We start from the raw sequence: 19,398 nt of genomic DNA on the forward strand, positions 1-19,398 counted from the left end.
TGAGTCAGCTGCCGGTAATGCGTAGTCATCTGCGCTTGAATCCTTCGGTGTGAGAGCCTGGATTCTACCGGTGGCTGGCTCTCTGCCTCTCGTTTCAAGCGTTGCGCTTATTCTATGAATTCAGGATCGATTAGGGTGCCGCCGACGAAGAAGCCGCCCTCATAGCCTGGAACACAGGACTCGCGGCCATCGACCACGACAGTAGCGCCCTGCTCTTCTGCGCTGTTGATATAGCCGATCACCTTCTGCTGATGCTGGCGCGTAATCACCGGGCCGAAATCGTTCTTGCTGTCGGTATGCGCACCGACTTTCAGGCTTTGCATGGCCACCTGCATTTTCTCGACCAATGCATCCGCAGCGGCATCGCCCACCGCAACAGCTACCGACAGGGCCATGCAGCGTTCACCAGAAGAGCCAAAGGCTGCACCGAGAAGCTGATTGACAGCATTGTCGATGTCGGCGTCCGGCATCACGATAGCGTGGTTTTTTGCCCCGCCCAGCGCCTGACAGCGCTTACCGTGGGCAGTAGCTGTGGAGTAGATGTATTCGGCAACTGGTGTCGAGCCAACGAAACTTACCGCCTGAACGCGGGGGTCGCGAAGGAGGATGTCTACTGCTTCCTTATCACCGTTGACAACGTTCAGTACGCCTTTGGGCAGGCCGGCTTCATGGAGCAATTGGGCAATGTACAGGGTGGAACTTGGATCACGTTCCGACGGTTTGAGGATGAAGCAGTTCCCGCTAGCGATCGCCATAGGGAACATCCACAGCGGCACCATGACCGGGAAGTTAAACGGTGTAATCCCCGCGACCACTCCCAGCGGTTGGAATTCGCTCCAGGAGTCGATGTTAGGCCCGACATTCTTGCTGTGCTCGCCCTTGAGCAACTCAGCGATACCGCAGGCGTATTCGACATTCTCGATGCCGCGTTGTAGCTCGCCGGCAGCATCGTGCGAGATTTTCCCATGCTCTTCGCCAACCAATCGGCAAATGGTTTCGGCGTTCTGTTCCAGAAGTTCCTTGAAGCGAAACATCACTCGCGCACGCTTCATTGGCGGCGTGTCACGCCACGCGGGGAATGCCGCTTCTGCAGCCGCGATAGCACGCTCTACGGTCTGCGCAGACGCCAGTGCAACCTGGTGAGAAACTTCGCCGGTTGCGGGGTTGAAAACGTCCTGGGTGCGTTTGGCGTCGGTGATGGTGTCGCCGTTGATCAGGTGGCCTACGGTGGTCATGAAAACACTCCTCGTACAGTCAAGACAGGTTCGAAAAAAGGTGCGGGATTACCAGAGATTGCGGTACAGCTCGACCATTTCGGCTTCGCTGGGGACTCGGGGGTTATTGCCTGGCGAGCCGGATGCCAGCGCCTGGCTGGCCATGGTCGGCATCAGCGCGAAAAATTGCTCACGGTCTATGCCGAATGCCGCCGGCGTAGGAACATTCAACTCGCGGTTGATCGCTTCCAGTTCAACCAGCAACTTCTCGACCGCAAAGTCATCGCTATCCGAGGAGGTGGCAACACCCATCGCCCGGGCGCAATCGGCGTAACGTCGCTGCGCCGAGGGAATGGAGTAAGCGGTAACGGCAGGCAGCAACATGGCATTGGAAAGCCCGTGCGGTACATGGAAGAACGCACCGATGGGTCGACTCATGCCGTGCACCAGCGCGACAGACGCCGACGAAAACGCCAGGCCAGCCAGAGTCGAGCCCAGCATGACGGCTTCACGGGCATCGCGATCATCGCCGTGGTGATAAACCTGCCTAAGGTTCGGCCCGATCAGACGCATGGCCGCCAGCGCCTGTGCATCGCTGAACAGGTTGGCCTTCTTGCTGACATAAGCCTCGATCGCATGGGTCAGCGCATCGATTCCAGTGTCGGCGGTAACCCGCGGCGGCAGGCTCAAGGTCAATTCGTAATCCACCAATGCAGCCACAGGCATAAAGCCTGCGCCGACGCAGAGCATTTTTTCGTCGCTCTGCTCATCGGTGATGATGGTGAAACGCGTCACTTCCGAACCGGTCCCCGCAGTGGTAGGAATGGCAATAATGGGCAAGCCGCTTTCTGTCACGTTTCTGGGGAATTTATAGTCGCGCATGACACCGCCGAATCTGGCGAGAATGCCAATCGCCTTGGCACTGTCGATGGGGCTACCACCACCCAGCGCAATGATGCTGTCGTACCCCCCATCACGGGCAACGGCAACACCGGCCTGGATCGAGGCGACCGTGGGCTCGGGTACGGTGTCGTAGAACACGTCGGCATTAAGACCTTGGCTGGTTAGGGCATCGCAAATGCGCTGCGCATAGCCCAACTCCACCATCATGCGATCGGTGATAATCAGAGGCCGAGAGCAGCAGAGGCTGGCCAGAATCTGCGGAATCTGTTGGCTAGCACCGGCTCCGGTTTGAAGGATGCGCGGAAGAATACTCGCGTAAGTCATGGTGCATTCTCTTTTCAGGACATGAGCGTGCCCGCAAGCAGGCTGGGCAACTCGTGTGTGAAGGATGGGTTGTCGTGGTCGGCGGCTCATTTCAGCTTCGATTGGAACCGCCGTGAAGCGTTTTGCCAGTCAGTTGGGCAGGTACGTTTCGCTCCAGCTCTCTCCGATGGCGCCGCTTTCCAGCAGCGAATGAATCTGCTCGGCGGAATATCCATAGCGCGCCAACACCTTGCGTGTTGAAGCACCAAACTTCTCCGCTGGCGCCAGCGCTCGGATCAGATGCGCGCGCGGACGGATTGCGTACGGATCAAGTTGGGTAATGCGGTGCCCACTTGGGTGGTCGCTGTACACGCTGAAGGCATAACTACCAACGCTGGTTCCTGGGAGACCATCTGTCGGACGGCTGTGTCGCTGGCGCAGGTTGTCGATATTGTCGGGCACCGCCGCTGCAATATTGGCAGCCTGCAAGCGATCCTGAAGCCTGATACCGCCCATCCGACTGAATGCCTGACTGAGGAAGGCTGCGCGATCAGGCGTGGCGATCACACCTGCCAACTCGACAATGGCAGCAAACTTAGGTAAATCGGACTCGTCGGCATCCAGGTAGATCCAACCGTCCGCCGTGCGATAGAAACGCGACAGATCGCTGTAGCCGAATGCTTCGCGACCGCTCGGTTCATCAAAGGGACCACGTCCTACAAAGTCATAGCAGAACGGAATCTGCACCAGGTTTCCGAGCGCAGCCAAAGACGTACGTGCACGATAAACTTCGCCAGTGTGATGCTTGCGGTACAACGCAGTGGCCACGCCCAGCGCGGCGGCGAAACCGCACATCACATCGATTGTGCCGACATGCGCATGTTCTTCTGGGGTGTCCATGCCACCACCGAATCGCAGCATGATGCCCGTGGTTGCCTGGATCAGATCGTCATAGCCGAGGTAGTCCGTACGCGGGCCACGACGCGGTCCGCCAAAACAGTCGAGCTGGCAGAAAATCACGCCGGGATTAACTGCCTGCAGGCTCGCCTCATCCAGTCCCAGTGGCGCCAGTTGGCGGTCGGGGGCATTCATGACAATGACATCGACTTCACGAACGAGACGATTGAAGACCTCACGCCCATCTGCTTGGTCGAGGTCAACCAGGATGCTTTCTTTGCCACGCGCCGAAGAGAGGCCAAACACGACCGTGTTCCATGGATCGTAGTTCGGAACCACCGGGTCGAGTTTGATCACCTCTGCGCCAAATCGGCCCAGGAACGAGGTTGAATGCGGTCCGGCAATCACGTTGGTGAGGTCGAGTACTTTTACACCGTCCAACCATCCGCCGGGGCTGTCGAGTTGAGGTGCTGGCAATATCGGCGCCGGACGCTCTTGCAACGTTGCCAGCGCCTCGTCGAAAGAGACATCCCGGCGGGACAGGGGCTTGAGCATGGTCTCAGCACAACCCTCCAGCCAGGCCAGCGGACCTGGTTGTTTCATTACGCCATACTCGTGGTCATTCACCTCGACGACCAAGCCTGCCGTATTGGCGTGCTCGTCATGGAGCCATTCCTGAGTGGAGCGGTGTGCGGCCCCCGGAAAGCGTCCCTCGCCAAAAATGACCTCCCACTCTGTTGCCGTTTTAGTGAGAAACACCTCTTTCATTCGCACCGAGATACGCGCAGCCCAATCGGCAGGGAGCGGATAGACGCCCAACGACGCATCGCCCTCCCATTGATCCATAGACAAGTACGGATCGCTCACCTTAGGCAGACCGGCGGCGAGCATCTCCTCGTACAAGCCCATCGCCTGCAGACAACGCTTGGCATGTTTGCGGTGAGAAGGGCAAACCGCATAGAACTTGCGGCCATCTGCGCATTCATAGGTGCGATAGAACGGATCGAGATAGTCTTGCAGTTGCTCGTAGCTGAGGTTCATCGGCAAGTTTTGCGCTTTGCGCCGTTCACTTTCCTTCTCGCGCAAAGTCTTGTACCGCAGTGGGTAGCCGTCGATCTTGATGGAGTTATAGGACAGCCCCTCCATGACTGCAGCAGCCAGCGGCACTTCGATTTCATCACCAACACCGCTCTTTTCCCGTGCCTGTAACGCAAGTACCACGGACGAAACGGCGAGCATGGTTCCGTAGGCCGAAGCCAGTGGCAGCGGCGAGAAGCTCGGGTTGATACCCATCAACACACGGTTCTGCCCCATGTCGGTAAACACCCCGGACGCCGAGGCAATCACCGACTCGGTGGCACGCCATTCGCGGCGAAGTTGGTCGTTGTTGGCGAAGCCCGGAATGGACAGCGTGATCAGTTCTGGACGGGTGCGGCGGATCTCGGTGAAATTCAAACCGAGGTCAATCATTACCCCCGGACGAAAGTTCTCGATAACGATGTCTGCCTGTGCAATCAGTTCACGCACCTGGCGCAACCCATCAATGCTTTTCAGATCCAGACGCAGGCAGAGTTTGTTGCGATTGAGCGTGGCATTGGCCGGGCTGTCCCAGAGTGGGCCAGCAGGTGGGTCTATATGAATGACCGTAGCGCCAAGATCGGCGAGGATCATGGCCACCGCAGGACCGGCGATGTACTGCCCGAAATCGATGACGTTGACGCCCTGCAGAGGCAGTTTCTTAGCGTTTCCCATGAGGTAACCCTACGTAGCGCCGTGTAGGTCACGCGGACCTAACGCGGTTTATTGTTATTGTGAGTGCCTTGAGTAAACCGTTCATCCGGCCTGGCTTTCAGTACCGGCTGCTTGCGATCTGAGTGCTACTGTCAGAGAAATGCTCCACGACGGAAAGCAATAAAAAATGCCCCTAAGGGGGCATTTTTCTTATGGCTGTAATTTTCCTCTTATTGCTCGTAATCCTCCTGACTGCCAGACTTGGTCGCATTTCTGAAGTCTGTGGCCTCTGCACAAAGCCACTCGGCAAAAGCGGCCGCATCCGGGTTGACCATGCTGTGCGCGGCGTATACCAAGTAGAACGCCTCCTTCGTGGTGACCTCACTGCCAAAGGGCGCAACCAAACGACCGCTATCGAGCAAGTGCCTCACCAGCGATGAGCGAGCTAATGCGATACCCTGTCCCAACTCGGCCACTTCCAGCGCGGAAATCAGCGTGTCGAATTGCAACCCTTGAGATGAGTCGACATCCTCGGCACCGCTTTTCTTCAACCAATATCCCCAACCGTCTTCATACCCCAGCACATGCAGCAACTCATGCCGAATCAAGTCCTGTGGCTGGTTGAGAGGCGGCTCCCCTGCTGCAAGCGCCGCGGAGCAAACCGGCACCAGTGTGTCCCAGGTCAGACGCTCGGACTTGAGTCCCGGCCAACGACCTTGCCCGTAGCGGATATCCAGATCAGCGTCCGATTCAGAGTCTTCGACCCAGATGCTGCTAGCAATTCTCAGGTTGATCTGAGGGTACAAGCGGCGAAACTGAGGTAGGCGCATCGCTAGCCAATGGGTAAAAAACACCAGGCTGCTGCGCACGATCAAAGCGCTGCGATGACCCTGCCCGAAAATCTCATCGGTCGCCGCTGCGAGGCGCTCGACCGACTCCCGCACGACTGGAAAGTAGGACATTCCGGCCTCAGTCAGTTCGAGCCCGCGCGGTAGGCGCTTGAACAGAGCCGCGCCCAATTGCGACTCAAGGGCCTTCAATTGTTGGCTGATAGCCGCTTGAGTCAGATTGAGCTCTTGGGCAGCATGCGTGAAGTTCAATAGACGCGCTGAGGCTTCGAAAGCCCGCAACCAGTTCAACGGAGGAAGACGCTTTTTCATGGATCACCCAGGCTTCGATCGAAGCACTTGATCAATTGATGATTGACATTAGAGACAACCAGTCTAAATTAACTCGCATGACCACTATCAAGCCAGTCGTCCGTAGAGGACGCCCTCCGAAAGTTGCCCGCGAACATGCCGACACACGGGATGCGCTCCTGCATTGCGGGATGGAAATCCTCACGGAGCAGGGTTTAGCCGCAACCTCTATCGACACCGTACTCAAACTTATCCAAGTTCCCAAAGGCTCGTTCTATCACTATTTCGATAGTAAAGAAGCCTTCGGTCACGCAGTGCTTGGGCACTATGCCCAGTACTTTGCGCGCAAGCTTGATCGCTGTTTTCTAGACTCGCGCTTCACGCCACTGCAGAGGGTGTCCAACTTTGTCGAAGACGCCAAAGCCGGCATGACCAAGTACCAGTTCAGACGCGGTTGTCTGGTCGGCAATCTGGGCCAAGAGGTGTTGGTACTGCCGGAAAGCTTTCGCCAGCAATTAGACGCGGTACTGCACAACTGGCAGAACCGCTTGGCCATCTGCCTCGGTGAAGCGGTACAAGCAGGAGAGTTATCCAGCGACTGCGATTGTGACGCCCTTGCCGAATACTTCTGGATTGGTTGGGAAGGCGCAGTACTGCGTGCACGCCTAGTTCAAGGGGTTAGCCCTCTGGATGTGTTCATCAATGGTTTTCTTGCAGGCATCACCCGGTGACTGCTTGCGCCAATTTAAAGACGACCGGTCTAAATTAAGGAGTCGCTATGTTCAAAGCCATTCTCATCGACAGAAAAGACACAAATTATCAGGCCCGCATGGCCGAACTGGACGAATCACAATTGCCTGCCGCAGACGTTACTGTGCGCGTGGCATACAGCACACTGAACTTCAAAGATGCTCTCGCCATCACCGGCCAGAGCCCAGTTGTCCGACAGTTCCCGATGATTCCAGGTATAGACCTTGCGGGTACCGTGGAGAGCAGCGCCCACCCCGCCTATAAGCCGGGTGACCGGGTACTGCTGAACGGTTGGGGGGTGGGTGAAAGCCACTGGGGTGGGCTCGCGCAGAAAGCTCGAATCAATGGCGACTGGCTGATTCCCCTGCCCAGCGGCATTGATGAGCGTCAAGCCATGGCGGTTGGCACCGCAGGCTACACGGCGATGCTCTGCATCATGGCGCTTGAACGTCACGGCTTGGCTGCCGATCGTGGCAAGGTCTTGGTAACGGGGGCAAATGGCGGCGTCGGCAGCTTTGCGATCAGTCTGCTGGCACAGCGTGGCTATTCAGTGATTGCCTCCACTGGTCGCCCGACTGAAGCGGATTACCTACGCTCTCTAGGCGCAGAAACTATTATCGATCGCGCCGAACTCTCCGAACCTGGCAGACCATTGGCCAAGGAGCGCTGGGCCGCGGCCATCGACTCGGTCGGTAGCCATACACTGGCAAATGTCTGCGCAGCCACCCAAGCCGAAGGGCTAGTGGCTGCCTGCGGCCTGGCACAAGGCATGGACTTCCCCTCGAGCGTTGCGCCCTTCATTCTGCGCGGCGTCAGCTTGCTGGGCATCAATAGCGTTACTCAGCCATTCGCAAGGCGCGTCGAGGCTTGGGAACGAATTGCAGCAGAGTTTGACTTGAGCAACCTGGCACTCATCACTCGGGAAATCGGTCTGCAAGAAAGCATTGCTGCGTCGAGCGATCTTCTTAAAGGTAAGGTCCGCGGCCGACTGATTGTGAACGTGGACGGTTGACTCGAATGCTCAGAGAACACCCCGACGAGGCTGACCGGCCGCTTCTGGCCGATTCTGTTGAAAAAGTCGCTTCTTCCAGACTGCCCGCACACTGACCGCTGAAAACGTCTTTTTTACTCGCCACTACGCGATATCTGAGCCCGGAATTTCCTGTTCAACGCAAAGATTTCAATCTCAAGCGCGTACTTTTTGTCGTGGAAACCATGACGGACTTTTTCAACAGAATCGGCCGTTCTCTGCCGATCGTCACAACGGCGTGTACTGGTCAAGTCGAATGCAAACGGTTGGTCAGCACGGATGCAAATGGCTGGTCAGTGGCAATGCAAATGAGTGGTCACGTCCATGCAATTACGCAACCATAGCTTGGGGTACACACCTACCTTGAAGGGGTAGCCAGAAGATACTTCTGCCACCCCCTTTAAATTTTCCTTCCTCATCGAATGCGCTGCCCCACTGGGCAATTCGATCTTTTAGGGCAGGATACGCAAACCCGTTCGTGCGGGTGCCTTGGGGCAGCGCGCAGCCCCTCCCCTCGCAACATCCAATACCTATTCCAGAGGGAAATCACCTGAGCGCTGGATAGCAGCGTCACAGGCTTGTATACGGTGCGCGTCGAATTCGAGATTCGAATGAATCCTGTCCCTGACACTGGTAGGTTTCGCCCAAACAGTGATTGCGACTGCCGGGCCAGGATGAACGCGTAGACGCTCAACTGAATCACATCCTTCATGTAGACCGCTTCGCTTTTTCTGCGCTTGGTGTCTACGGGCACCAGCCATCCATTCGCCAAAAACACCTGATCACCCCGGCCATGCAGGGGGACAGGAATCTCAGTTGCCAAGTCGCGCTCAGAAAGGACTACTCGCCCCCCTCTCAGTGCATCCGGGAGATCTTCACTCCAGGCTCCAATTGCACGATTCATCTACTCACCTTTTCTTTTTTCACACCACTACAGTACCCCTGTCTCGGAAAGTGCAACCCCTATGCTGTAGCTCCAACCAGCCACAATAAAAGTTGCAGTTCAGGAGAACGTGAGAGCCTATAGGCGTAACTACAGGAACCACGAGGTGAACCTATGAGCGGTAAACGCAACGGCCGCCATCCAAGGTCAGTATCGGCAACCGAGCTGTCGAAGCTCGGCCAGTGTGAATTGATGGTTGCACTAAACCTGCCCGACGCAGCATCACAAGAGATGAAAGCAATGGCACGCCAGGGCGAGGCTGAGCATGAGCGTTTTCACCTGCGGGCTGTCCTTAATGCCGGCACAGCCGATGAGGTCGCACGGCTGCGCAAGTAACACCAACAAGGGGGCAGATTGCCCCCCAGCGACCCGATCCTGAAGGCAATGTTGCTCTAAGTTTCCTCAGGGCTAAACATTGTGTTTGATCTCGTCATCGTTGAATCGCCGAATAAGATTAAGAAAATCCAGAAATTTCTAGGGGACTCCTTCAAGGTTTCCGCTAGCGTCGGGCACTTCCGAGACCTTCCACTCAGGAGGATGGGGGTAGAAGCCCCAAACTTCGTACCTGACTATGAGATAAGTGAAGACAAAAAAAAGGTCGTATCCAACCTGAAGAAGTTAATTCAGAAGGCAAATATGGTGTACCTCGCCACCGACCTTGATCGCGAGGGTGAAGCCATTGCTTGGCACCTGAGGGAGGTCCTCAAGCCCAAAAAATACCGAAGAATTAAGTTTAACGAAATCACCCAGAAAGCCCTGACTGAAGCTATCTCCAAGGCCGGCGACATCGACATGATGTTGGTGGCAGCCCAAGAGGCACGCAGAGTTCTGGATCGCATCGTTGGGTACACTGTCTCACCGCTGCTGACCGAGCTATCCGGGGCCGGTGTCAACCTATCCGCTGGACGCGTTCAGTCGGCAGCCCTTTTGCTTCTGGTCGAACGAGAACAGGCGATCGCCGGTTTCGTCTCGGTCGACCACTACAAGCTGAAAGTGAGCTTTCCCTGGCCAGGTAAACAAACGGTTTGGACTGCTGAATGGCAACACAAGGCGCTCCAAGCAGCCATGGGAGTTGAGCAAACCGACCTTTTCACGCATGCCGCCTATCTGCAAAGCCTCGCCGAAGCCATTAAGAGTCAGCCTGCCTTCATGGTTTACAAGATAGAGAGCCGAGAGGAGGACAGAAAGGCGCCGGCGCCCTTCACTACATCGACTCTGCAGCAAGCCGCAAGTGTAAAGCTGGGTATGGACGTGGACCAGACCATGAAGAAGGCCCAAGCGCTCTTCGAAGCAGGTCTGATCACCTATCACCGCACCGACAGCCCCAACCTTTCCGAAGAGTCGGCCCAAGAAATTCGTGCATGGCTCACTGGGAAGGGACATGCGGTCCCTGCAGCACGCAACACTTGGGCGTCCAAAGCTGACGCCCAGGAAGCCCACGAAGCCATTCGACCGACAGCAATCGACATTACACCGTCCGATTTTGCGCCGGACAGCGATGAGATGAAGCTCTTCAAGCTGATCTGGCTCCGCGCGGTGGCAAGTCAGATGGTGCCGGCCAAGTTTCATGCGACTAAGGCTCTGCTCCTCTCGGCCGTCAAAGTGAAAGATCACAACCTGCAGTTCCTGGCAAAGGGCCGAGTCCTATTGAGCCCGGGATGGATGGTGCTGACCCCAGACGACGCAGTGGAAGACAAAGACGAGGGCAATGAGGACGACGCCGACAAATCACTCCCGGAGCTGCAGGAACAAGCACGACTCCAATGCAGCGAAGTACAGGCCGTCACAACCGCAACTAAGCCTCCGCCGCGGCTCACGGACGCCTCGCTCACAAAACTGCTCGAGTCCATGGGGATTGGTAGGCCCTCGACTTTCGCGTCGATTGTGGCCACGCTTTACAAGCGTGAGTACATTCGCAAGGAAGGGCGCAAGCTTTACGCGACACCACTCGGAATAGGCGTGATCAGTATCTTGAAAGGCCGGTTCAGCTTCGTCAGCTACGACTTTACGAAGATGATTGAGGAAGCCTTGGACCAAATTGCCACCGGGAAAGCATCGTACCTGGCCGTCGTTGGTTACCAACACCAGGTGCTCACGGGTGAAGTGGAAAAGATCAAAGCCGACCCGGGCATCTCTGCAACGGTGGCTGAACATAAATCAGAGATGTTCGGCGACCAGGTCACTTGCCCTATCTGCGAGTCTGGTGTTCTTCGCCGGCGAGCCACCAGTTCGGGGGCATTCTGGGGATGCTCCAAGTACCCGTCCTGCACCGCGTCCTGCAATGACATCAAGGCACGGGGCAAGCCGCCTGAACCTGATCTCTCAACCATCCGCACCAAAGACACCTCAGCTGAGAACGGCGCACCTAAGCCGGAGCGCATCATTTCTGTGGAGAATTGCCCAAAGTGCAAGAAGAAGAAAATGTCGCTGCGACCAGGTTCAAAGGGACCGTTCTGGGGATGCCTTGGCTACCCTTCATGCAAGGGTACGGCGCCGGACGATGGCGGCAAGCCATTGATTGCTGCGCCATAAGCAAATTGATTGCTGCGCCATAAGCAATCTGAGTTCGCCCCTTTAACGGGGCCTGATCGGGGGTTTCCTTCGATACCACATCGGGATAATGCGCCGATCAGACAGAGGCTCTTGAACCACTATGTGTATCGACGGCGCAATCGCGGTAACCAGCTACTCATCAGCAAACGCAAAGCTTCCTATTGAGATCGGGATTGCCACGGGTACCAACACCCTTAACGTCGTGATTGGTGTCGTGCCGGGCGTTATCGAGATCCATTCGGGTGATGAGGTTAAGGCTGGTCTCAGCGCCCTCGAAATGGAAGCCATTGGCCTCCAACCCACCAGGGCATGCGAGCTGATCAATGATTTCCTGATCGGGGGTGTTGTGGGCTGTCGGGAAGCACGTGTCAAAGTGGCTTTGCAGCAACTTTATAAGATCGCCGGGCACCACATGGAATTTCAGTTAGAGGAGCTTGGTGACCTCGACATTTCGCCTCCGACCTTTGATCAAGGTGCTTGCGCAGAAATGGAAGCTCGTAGGCTTGTGTTCCTAGCCAGGCAAAGTAAGAGCAGGGGCGCCTCACATGTTCGACACTGACGTTATACCCCAAGAGACGAAGGAAAAACTTCAACGTCTCCTGGACCTAACCGCGTCACTTGAAAGGGTCAATTCCAAGGTGATGCACGGCCAACAACCGACTACTGAAGATTTCCTGCTGCTAGGGGAAGGTCGCCGAGAATTTGGGGATCTGATCGCACACTTCGGCCTGCGACCGCCGGGCAATTCACGCCCATAGCTGCATCTAATGTATAGGGTAATTTCTTGTTTCGTTCTGACAGCACAAGCCAACCAAAAGGGGCGCCAAAGTGAATAAAAATCAGCTCGTAGAAAAAATCTCAACTCGGGCGGACGTTTCGAAAGTCGCCGCTGGAAAAGCTCTTGATGCACTGATCGATGCTATTACCAAAACTCTGGCAAGTGGTGGCGCCGTTACGCTCGTTGGCTTCGGTACTTTCAGCGTCGTGGACCGTCCTGAACGTATCGGTCGGAATCCCCAATCAGGTAAGCCGTTAACGATACAAGCCCGAAAGGCCGCCTCATTTCGGGCGGGTAAATCGCTCAAAGAATCCGTCAATTGAAACACTGGAATACTAACCGTGGTCGCATTGCTTAACTGAGCTTGGGCGCTTTGAGGCCTTCCTTGGCAGTAGCACCAGTTGCTGCCAAGGTCTGTTCTATTTCACTGGGTGGGGTACGCCATGATCATCTGGCGCGACTTACCAAACTGCTAAACCGGTGAAGCACCTGTGGCACACCGCACTTCAAAATCCGAACATATCCGAAAGGCCCTCCGCGCAGCCCCTCATCTCCTGCTTGACCCAGACTAACTCCTAACATCGAACCAACACCGACCCAACCAGTCAACGGGCCGCAGATTGATTGGATGGTGAAGACCGATCCGTCCACGGTGCATGCGGCCCTGCAGTAAGAATCGATGTGCCACTTTCCACGCACCCCTGCCACCACAGCGAGGTGCAGCATTGAATCCTCGACAAGCAAGTAACCCACCGCCTCATACCCGGGGTAACCTGACGTATCGATCCCAAATGCCCAGCACTGCCCACTGAAATCGTCTGGTAGCGGTTGGATCATCAGGTCCTGCATTACGCCGTCATGCGTATGGTCATGCAGTTGCGGAGCCATGGACCACAAGCGATTGCACCTGGCCTTGAAGCCGGCTCGCTTGGTTCCACTGTCGAACCAGGTGATTGCCCATTGACCCACACCCTGGACAATCATGAGAAAGCCGAACAGCAGGGCTAACCCATAAACCAGGAGTAATGCTTTGAAAGTTGGCAACAGGATCTGGAACAGAGAGTAGAAAACCAGCGCTGCAGCGATGATGCTCAATCCCGGCTTCACATTCCTAGCCAGGCTGACAAGGAGATCCTTCAACGGTTACACCTCGAGTACGGTTAAGTTGAATCCAGCGAGCACCTCGCTGAACCCCTACGGTTAAATCGGTACCAGCTGCGGCCAAATTGACCAGTTGAACAACGACATCTGAACTACCCTCGCCATCGACGTATTGTGCGATCTTTGCCCACTTCGCCGCCTCCTGGAGCTCCTCAGCTCCAGCGGCGTTTGTCGCAATCGCGATCGCCAGATCCGCAGCAGAGTGAGAGATTCCGCTCTCGGCTCCGAACCGTAAAAATGACTTCGCCTTTTCAAGATCCCGCCCAAAGAGCCCGTTGCCGAAGAGGTAGAGCCGGCCGATCTTGGCTGCGGCCTGAGGATCGCCGCTACAGGCCATTTCCTTCAACTCGATCAGTGCCACCCCTGCGGCGTCCATGTCGTCGCGAGAGATGGCATCAGCAATATTCGCCTCGAGTGAGACCGGGTCACTTGCCGATGCGGGTATCGCGAGAAGCAGGATTAGCAGGACGGCAATTCGCATTAATGGCACTCGCTAAAAACATGAGACGACTATATTCGCCCCGTGCCTGTGCTATCGCTCCAAATAGGCCCTACGGCCGGGTCAAACCCTACGAGTCTGCAGCCTCTTCAATTCCTTTTTTTGTGGGAACAGAATTCATCGTCCTATCATCGGTTTCAACGCCGCCACCCGGATTAAGAAGACCAACAAACCCAGCGACCGGGGCGCTGCCGACGGCGCGATCCAGCCCAACGACTGAATGAGACGGTACCGCCCCGCCGTATCGCACTCGTCTCAGTACAATCAGGACAAGCGAGGGCATCACCAACAGTAAAACCACCCCGGCAACTGCCAATGTCGTGACCATGGTCACCGCGTAGATAACCCACTCAAGCGCCCGCATAGTCATCGCATCCGCCATTCCCTGGGCGTGGGCCAGGCCATTACGCAAAAAAGTGGGTAGCTGACTCGAAAAATCGACTTTGAACAGCAATGAAGCAGCAAGCGCGATAACCAGCAGCACGACACCTCCCCTTAAGGCCAGGCGGATATCAGCCCACGATGGTATGCAGTGCATCGCTATGATCAGCGCGGACATACTCCACACGGGGCCCATCCCGCCGGCGCAGAGATTCCCGAAGGCCAGCGTCCAAGCGCCGGCCACGCCTTCCAGGAAGACAGATCCATCAAATCCACTATCGCTCCAAGGGGCCACTGTTGGGTTAAAGGGAAAGAGGAACTCAAATAACAGGAAGGCCATAAAGATAGGCGCAACACCTTGCACTACCAGCCCAACGGCGTGAACTGTTGAGGACGGACGATAGCTGAAGGCGACATAGCCAAGACGCCCGGTGGCCGCGTCGGGTGAGTAGAGCCGGATTTGGGTTATTTTCAAACCGAATATCCAGCACGCCAAAACGTGCCCCAGCTCATGGATGGGTGTACCGAGAACACCTGTGACCGCGTAGAACGGGAAAACGCCCCGAACAAGCGAGTGAACCAGCCTGTCCATAATCAGGATGACCAAGGGCGGCATCAGGAAGATGTAGGCCAGGTATTGTACGATCACCTGCCAGTTAGAATCGATGAACATTGGAGTCTCACGTAAAGTGGGGGCCCGATCATTCTCACCCTCCTCAAGCTCGCAGCGGGACGACATTGATGCCCGGCATGGGGCACCAATATCCGTCATAGATCGAACCCGCCTACAGGCTCAGTCTCGTCACCTGCACTCCTCTCCCCTTGCTAGATTGGCCTGATTGAATCTAGGGGAACGGCCGTGGACATTAACTGGACATCGGAGCAGCTGGAATTTCTCAATTGCACGGCGCCGCTCATAAGGCTCCGAGCGTTCGCTGGTGCGTCCAAAACAACCTCACTCGAAGGCTATTCGCGCAAGCACAATCGCCTCAGATACCTGTACCTGGCCTACAACAAAGCAATTAGGGATGAGGCCAAAAAGCGCTTTCCGAAAAACGTCGTCTGCGCGACCACACACGAGTTGGCCTACAAAGGCTATCGGGCAAAATTCGAGCATAAACTTGAGGGCAATTTGCGACTTGGGGATATGGCCAAGGTGCTGAATACGAATGATTGGACCGTGGTAAGGGCAGTGGTCGACACCTTGAACAACTTTTTATGCAGCCCCCTCGAGACCTTTCATGAAAGCCATCTCCCAATGGTCAAAAGGATGCCGGGCTCGCAAATGCCACCAAGCTTCATCGAAAATGTTTTCAAGTCTGCTGAGTATCTGTGGGAGCGGATGATCGACCCTGAAGACACGTCTGTACCCCTTTTGCACGACGGATATTTGAAAATGTACCTGCTCAGCAATCCTGACCTCAGCAGAACCTACGATGTCATACTGGCGGACGAGAGCCAGGACCTGAACGGCCTGACACTGGCCCTCATCAAGAAACAATCCTGCAGGAAGATATTCGTCGGCGATCGGCACCAGGAGCTCTATCGCTTCAGAGGTTCTGACAATGCGTTGGATGATCCTGACCTCGACGATGCAGTTGACCTTCGCCTGACCAGGTCGTTTCGATTTGGGCCAGCAACGGCCGCACTTGCCAACATCATTCTAAGTTTCAAAGGCGAGACGGTGCCGGTAATAGGGGCCGGCGCTCGAACGAAAATCCGATCCACCCTGGACAGCGACGCCAAACGTCCCGCGCTGCTCCACCGCACGGTCATGGGGGTCATCCTTTCAGCGCTGGACTACACCGCGGCCGGCAAAAAAGTGTTTTGGATCGGGAAAATTGATTCGTATCAGATCTCGAGCATCGAGGACCTGTATTGGTTCAGCGAAGGCCGCACTGATAAGGTCAAAAACAAACGGCTGTTGAAAGAGTTCAGCGACTGGAACCAGTACCTGACCATTGCAGAGGAAACGAAAGACCGCGAAATGGTCCGAGCCATCAAGATCATCAGCGCCTACGACGACCTTGAAGCCCGTCTACGGCAGATGAGAGCGATGACAGTAAACGAGGAGGACAAAGCCGACATCATCCTGGCCACAGCCCACCGTTCGAAAGGGCTTGAGTTTGACAATGTCGCACTGATGGATGATTTCCCGGACCCACTGGACCCTCAGATGGACCATGGGTCGCGTGAGGACGAGCTCAATTTGCTGTACGTCGCGGCCACCCGCGCGAAATACCAGTTGGCGGTCAATCAAGTTGTGATTGGCCTGATGCGCGAACACGCCTACAAGGTAAAAATGGCCGCCAAACAAGCGCAAGGTGTTTGAATAACCGCCGTGTCATATCGCCCGGCGGAGCGGCACCAGATGATCCGGTGATGCCCCAAATCGTTTGCAAAGGGACTCGTAGCTAGAGCCGAATCCCAAACTCGACATTGTGCAGAGCACCTCAATGTTCGAATCCAGCGTCGCAAGGCAAAGATCGCGGCTATGGGGAACCATACGGAATCCGCGAACCTTCAATTCGTGCTCAAGCTCCCCCCACCCTCTTGAAATCTTGGTGAGCGCCAGAAGTTCGACCTTTTTCGATTCACTTAGCTCGCCCTTCAGCGCTGGAATTTTTCTAAGGTCTTCTCGAGGGTCAACATTAAAGCCTGAGAAAAGGCCCTTAACCTGCCAAAGACGTCCTATTCGAATCCAGCTGAGGCCTCCTACAAGCGCCCGCACAGCGCAGAGCACTGCAAAGGCCACACCAGCACCCGAAAGAATCGTAGAAGCCTCCAAAATGCCTAACCGGCGCATAAGAGCGGGAAACAGTTCACCCACACCAAAATAGAAGAAGCAGGCGTAGACGAGAGGCCTGATGATCGCCGCACCAAGTGCCCGTCGGCGCGGATGGGAGTTGACCTTGTTCATTACGCAGTGGCTCCAGCTGCACCCTGGATATCGCTGTGGTTAGCCCGCCCCTCATTTTCCAATCCATGATCAGGGTCAGCCATATCCGCCGCGGCCAGGGCGTGCTGAGCCCACTCGTCGATCGCACCTTCAACAATTTTTGGATACTCCGGATCTGACTCTAAAGCTTTCATCTGTAGCAGGATCTCGTCAATCACCAGATCTGGCTCCACCCGGCCCCCGCATTCGCTGCAGTGACTCATTCCAATTGCCAGACCAGGCATCCGGTAGGGAGGTCGCCCAGTCTGCAGCTGAAACTCAGAAAATGCCCGCGCGTATAGGTCAACGGTTCTTGAGGGCAAAGTGCGGACCGGCAGGGTCCCCAGAATGGCTATGACGCATTGGTGTGACATGTTTTTCTCCAAACAAAATGGCTCCCTCAGAATCAACCGAGAGAGCCAATATGCAAGTCCTGCTCCTGAGAGAGCTGCTCAGAGTGGTGCTCTACTGCTCATCTGCGCCGGCGTCCTGTTCCTCGCCAGCCGTCGCCACCGGGGCCATTTTCTCTGCCTTGGGCGCTGCAACGGCTCGACCGCCGTAGCCCAGTATTTGTTCGCTTACAACTGCCCCACCATCAACCGGTTCGCCCCTTCGCTTTTGCTCATCGGCCTGAGCGTCCGCTCGCTCGCTAACCATCATTTTTTTCATGACGGTAATGAAGGCGCTGGCCGGCTGAGCCCCTGAAACAAACTCTTTTTCACCGGTGAGATTGTCGATGACCATCGTCGCAGGCGTGCCGGTGGCGCCAATCTTCTGCCCCATCAACATGTGCTCGTTGATACGGTCTTTGTGACGTTCACTGGCCATGCATTCTTTAAACTTCTCCTTGTCGCCACCGAGCCGTTTGGCTAGCGCCGGCAAGTCCTTCACGCCGCCACCGTTGCCGGCGGAAAGGTCGAACACCTGGTCGAGAAAGACCCAAAAGCCCTTGTTGCCTTTTTGCTCGGCAAAACACTCGGAGGCCTTTGCCTCATCGTTGGCCGCCGGGTTGTGGAACGACAGAGGCAGATGTCGCCATTGCCAGTTAACGGCACCGTTAGAACGCTCAACAATTTCCTTCATTGTTGGGTGCAGCTTCTTACAGAACGGACATTCCATGTCAGAGAACTCGGCCAGGGTAAACCGAGCTTTCAGGTCACCGTATACACGCGCGTCATTTGGCACCGTGTCGACCGCTTTGGGGTACCGGGCATACTGGGCACTGGCATAGGCTTCAATTTCCTTAAGCTCGCGCTGGAAAATGAGATCGTCGACAGCAGCGGCCACCTTGTCATCGAGATATCGACCGCCCTGCCAGGCGTTGAATGCTGCAAGCCCGCCAAAGGTTGCAATCTGGGAGAGGACGACTGAGATGGCTATAGCCGGGAGGAGCGGTTTGAGGTTGAGCATGGCTGTTCCTGCAGTGGTATCTAGTGCAGGAGACGATACTCAGCCGTGAAAACCGAAAGGGGCTAATCAGCCCCTCAAACTGGCTCGGTTACCGTGCGGCAAGGAGCATGAGAGAAGCAACTGACGGCAGTATCGGGGAATGGATCTGCATGGCTTGTCGCACCGATTTCCGGGCCACGATCAACTCGCCGTGACTCGCCATCACACACGCCAGTAGCGGGCCCATTACACCACGGCTGCAGGAAGAAGAATCTTCTGCCTTGTACCGAGTCACTAATTGAACAAGTGAAGCCGAGGTCCATCCGACACCAGGTAGGCTTTTCGCTTGAGCGCCAATGAGATCCAGGCGCTGAACCAGCGTCAAGACTGGTGAGAGTGCGTCCAGCAGCGCAATTATCCTGTGACCATAGGCAGCCAGGGTAACCGCCAGATTACTCATTCGAGTGGCAAAGAATCGGCTTTGAGCCAAGTGACTTTGATAGACAAAAATGTCATCCCTTGGAAGTCCCTGCCCCTTCCCCTTCGCATCCAAAATACCCAGTGCGCGTTCAGCCGATCTCAACTTTTGCCGTTCCTCGACGAATAGGTGAAGTACGCAGCGGGCCTCTTTACGCATCAACAACAACTCTGCCTTAAGGGCGATCTGGTCTTTCAAGTTAATGGTCTCGTTCTCTAGCATTTGGTTGGCCATTATCACCTCTGGGTCTTCCACGTTTGTGGTGGTTAGCCCCTTTATTTGCCTGATGATTGCGTTTGAATCAGCTCATC

General features: G+C 55.8%; 18 protein-coding genes and 1 pseudogene. 7 read left to right on the top strand and 12 right to left on the bottom strand.

The window, feature by feature from the left end:
- Nucleotides 1-125: 125 nt before the first annotated feature.
- The 4 genes and pseudogenes from mmsA to gcvA all read right to left on the bottom strand — a co-directional run.
- A pseudogene (gene mmsA, locus JJD74_RS27490) lies at nucleotides 126-1,235 on the bottom strand (CoA-acylating methylmalonate-semialdehyde dehydrogenase); the annotation flags it as partial.
- 48 nt (nucleotides 1,236-1,283) lie between these two features.
- Complete coding sequence (locus tag JJD74_RS27495) at nucleotides 1,284-2,441, bottom strand: iron-containing alcohol dehydrogenase (RefSeq protein ID WP_074750958.1); 1,158 nt, start codon at nucleotides 2,439-2,441, stop codon at nucleotides 1,284-1,286.
- Between the two features lie 129 nt (nucleotides 2,442-2,570).
- Nucleotides 2,571-5,069, bottom strand: coding sequence for a CoA transferase (locus tag JJD74_RS27500; RefSeq protein WP_200617312.1), 2,499 nt, complete (start codon nucleotides 5,067-5,069; stop codon nucleotides 2,571-2,573).
- 209 nt (nucleotides 5,070-5,278) lie between these two features.
- Nucleotides 5,279-6,208 (bottom strand): transcriptional regulator GcvA, encoded by a 930-nt coding sequence (gcvA, locus tag JJD74_RS27505; RefSeq protein WP_074750962.1) that lies wholly within the window; start codon nucleotides 6,206-6,208, stop codon nucleotides 5,279-5,281.
- 77 nt (nucleotides 6,209-6,285) lie between these two features.
- Between gcvA and acuR the strand changes: the two genes are divergently transcribed.
- Together acuR and acuI are read left to right on the top strand one after the other, a co-directional pair.
- Complete coding sequence (acuR, locus tag JJD74_RS27510) at nucleotides 6,286-6,918, top strand: acrylate utilization transcriptional regulator AcuR (protein WP_083370626.1); 633 nt, start codon at nucleotides 6,286-6,288, stop codon at nucleotides 6,916-6,918.
- Between the two features lie 47 nt (nucleotides 6,919-6,965).
- Entirely contained in the window at nucleotides 6,966-7,949 is a 984-nt protein-coding gene (acuI, locus tag JJD74_RS27515; protein ID WP_074750964.1) for an acrylyl-CoA reductase (NADPH), read from the top strand.
- Between the two features lie 433 nt (nucleotides 7,950-8,382).
- Here the strand turns inward: acuI and JJD74_RS31570 are convergent, their stop codons facing one another.
- The gene (locus JJD74_RS31570) at nucleotides 8,383-8,871 is read right to left on the bottom strand and encodes a PD-(D/E)XK nuclease family protein (protein WP_200617316.1); all 489 of its coding nucleotides are present in this window, start codon (nucleotides 8,869-8,871) and stop codon (nucleotides 8,383-8,385) included.
- Nucleotides 8,872-9,024: 153 nt separating this feature from the next.
- Here JJD74_RS31570 and JJD74_RS27525 point away from each other — a divergent pair, with 153 nt between their 5' ends.
- The 4 genes from JJD74_RS27525 to JJD74_RS27540 all read left to right on the top strand — a co-directional run bounded on the left by JJD74_RS27525 (nucleotide 9,025) and on the right by JJD74_RS27540 (nucleotide 12,564).
- Nucleotides 9,025-9,246 (top strand): hypothetical protein, encoded by a 222-nt coding sequence (locus JJD74_RS27525; RefSeq protein ID WP_200617318.1) that lies wholly within the window; start codon nucleotides 9,025-9,027, stop codon nucleotides 9,244-9,246.
- 81 nt (nucleotides 9,247-9,327) lie between these two features.
- The gene (gene topA / locus JJD74_RS27530) at nucleotides 9,328-11,442 is read left to right on the top strand and encodes a type I DNA topoisomerase (RefSeq protein WP_200617320.1); all 2,115 of its coding nucleotides are present in this window, start codon (nucleotides 9,328-9,330) and stop codon (nucleotides 11,440-11,442) included.
- A gap of 121 nt (nucleotides 11,443-11,563) precedes the next feature.
- Complete coding sequence (locus JJD74_RS27535) at nucleotides 11,564-12,022, top strand: hypothetical protein (protein WP_200617322.1); 459 nt, start codon at nucleotides 11,564-11,566, stop codon at nucleotides 12,020-12,022.
- 269 nt (nucleotides 12,023-12,291) lie between these two features.
- The gene (locus tag JJD74_RS27540) at nucleotides 12,292-12,564 is read left to right on the top strand and encodes an HU family DNA-binding protein (RefSeq protein WP_200617324.1); all 273 of its coding nucleotides are present in this window, start codon (nucleotides 12,292-12,294) and stop codon (nucleotides 12,562-12,564) included.
- A 124-nt stretch (nucleotides 12,565-12,688) separates the two neighbouring features.
- On the opposite strand, the gene JJD74_RS27545 is transcribed toward JJD74_RS27540, so the two are convergent.
- The 3 genes from JJD74_RS27545 to JJD74_RS27555 all read right to left on the bottom strand — a co-directional run bounded on the left by JJD74_RS27545 (nucleotide 12,689) and on the right by JJD74_RS27555 (nucleotide 14,955).
- Nucleotides 12,689-13,381 (bottom strand): hypothetical protein, encoded by a 693-nt coding sequence (locus JJD74_RS27545; RefSeq protein WP_200617325.1) that lies wholly within the window; start codon nucleotides 13,379-13,381, stop codon nucleotides 12,689-12,691.
- On the bottom strand, nucleotides 13,353-13,883 hold the full coding sequence (locus JJD74_RS27550; RefSeq protein WP_200617326.1) for a hypothetical protein: 531 nt from the start codon (nucleotides 13,881-13,883) through the stop codon (nucleotides 13,353-13,355). The genes JJD74_RS27545 and JJD74_RS27550 overlap by 29 nt, the downstream gene beginning before the upstream one ends.
- A gap of 88 nt (nucleotides 13,884-13,971) precedes the next feature.
- A complete protein-coding gene (locus JJD74_RS27555) occupies nucleotides 13,972-14,955 on the bottom strand; it encodes a hypothetical protein (RefSeq protein WP_200617327.1) in 984 nt (327 codons plus the stop codon).
- Nucleotides 14,956-15,141: 186 nt separating this feature from the next.
- Between JJD74_RS27555 and JJD74_RS27560 the strand changes: the two genes are divergently transcribed.
- The gene (locus JJD74_RS27560) at nucleotides 15,142-16,614 is read left to right on the top strand and encodes a 3'-5' exonuclease (RefSeq protein ID WP_200617330.1); all 1,473 of its coding nucleotides are present in this window, start codon (nucleotides 15,142-15,144) and stop codon (nucleotides 16,612-16,614) included.
- A gap of 12 nt (nucleotides 16,615-16,626) precedes the next feature.
- Here the strand turns inward: JJD74_RS27560 and JJD74_RS27565 are convergent, their stop codons facing one another.
- From JJD74_RS27565 to JJD74_RS27580, 4 genes are all read right to left on the bottom strand, one after another.
- Entirely contained in the window at nucleotides 16,627-17,202 is a 576-nt protein-coding gene (locus tag JJD74_RS27565) for a hypothetical protein (protein ID WP_200617331.1), read from the bottom strand.
- Nucleotides 17,202-17,399, bottom strand: coding sequence for a hypothetical protein (locus JJD74_RS27570; protein WP_200617333.1), 198 nt, complete (start codon nucleotides 17,397-17,399; stop codon nucleotides 17,202-17,204). Before JJD74_RS27570 ends, JJD74_RS27565 begins: the two co-directional genes overlap by 1 nt.
- Before the next feature lie 286 nt (nucleotides 17,400-17,685).
- Nucleotides 17,686-18,630, bottom strand: a complete 945-nt coding sequence (locus JJD74_RS27575) for a DsbA family protein (RefSeq protein ID WP_200617335.1) — start codon at nucleotides 18,628-18,630, stop codon at nucleotides 17,686-17,688.
- An 88-nt stretch (nucleotides 18,631-18,718) separates the two neighbouring features.
- Complete coding sequence (locus JJD74_RS27580) at nucleotides 18,719-19,321, bottom strand: hypothetical protein (protein ID WP_200617337.1); 603 nt, start codon at nucleotides 19,319-19,321, stop codon at nucleotides 18,719-18,721.
- Nucleotides 19,322-19,398: the final 77 nt, after the last annotated feature.

The sequence above is a fragment of the Pseudomonas sp. MF6776 genome (assembly GCF_016613125.1).
Lineage (GTDB): Bacteria > Pseudomonadota > Gammaproteobacteria > Pseudomonadales > Pseudomonadaceae > Aquipseudomonas > Aquipseudomonas iridis.

What these genes read in the sequence shown, in the direction of transcription:
- JJD74_RS27525 (WP_200617318.1), top strand. Translation starts at nt 9,025, where the DNA reads ATGAGCGGTAAACGCAACGGCCGCCATCCAAGGTCAGTATCGGCAACC.
- acuR (WP_083370626.1), top strand. Translation starts at nt 6,286, where the DNA reads ATGACCACTATCAAGCCAGTCGTCCGTAGAGGACGCCCTCCGAAAGTT.
- JJD74_RS27575 (WP_200617335.1), bottom strand. Translation starts at nt 18,630, where the DNA reads ATGCTCAACCTCAAACCGCTCCTCCCGGCTATAGCCATCTCAGTCGTC.
- JJD74_RS27500 (WP_200617312.1), bottom strand. Translation starts at nt 5,069, where the DNA reads ATGGGAAACGCTAAGAAACTGCCTCTGCAGGGCGTCAACGTCATCGAT.
- JJD74_RS27565 (WP_200617331.1), bottom strand. Translation starts at nt 17,202, where the DNA reads ATGAACAAGGTCAACTCCCATCCGCGCCGACGGGCACTTGGTGCGGCG.
- JJD74_RS27555 (WP_200617327.1), bottom strand. Translation starts at nt 14,955, where the DNA reads ATGTTCATCGATTCTAACTGGCAGGTGATCGTACAATACCTGGCCTAC.
- JJD74_RS27535 (WP_200617322.1), top strand. Translation starts at nt 11,564, where the DNA reads ATGTGTATCGACGGCGCAATCGCGGTAACCAGCTACTCATCAGCAAAC.
- gcvA (WP_074750962.1), bottom strand. Translation starts at nt 6,208, where the DNA reads ATGAAAAAGCGTCTTCCTCCGTTGAACTGGTTGCGGGCTTTCGAAGCC.
- acuI (WP_074750964.1), top strand. Translation starts at nt 6,966, where the DNA reads ATGTTCAAAGCCATTCTCATCGACAGAAAAGACACAAATTATCAGGCC.
- JJD74_RS27580 (WP_200617337.1), bottom strand. Translation starts at nt 19,321, where the DNA reads ATGGCCAACCAAATGCTAGAGAACGAGACCATTAACTTGAAAGACCAG.
- JJD74_RS31570 (WP_200617316.1), bottom strand. Translation starts at nt 8,871, where the DNA reads ATGAATCGTGCAATTGGAGCCTGGAGTGAAGATCTCCCGGATGCACTG.
- JJD74_RS27550 (WP_200617326.1), bottom strand. Translation starts at nt 13,883, where the DNA reads ATGCGAATTGCCGTCCTGCTAATCCTGCTTCTCGCGATACCCGCATCG.
- JJD74_RS27495 (WP_074750958.1), bottom strand. Translation starts at nt 2,441, where the DNA reads ATGACTTACGCGAGTATTCTTCCGCGCATCCTTCAAACCGGAGCCGGT.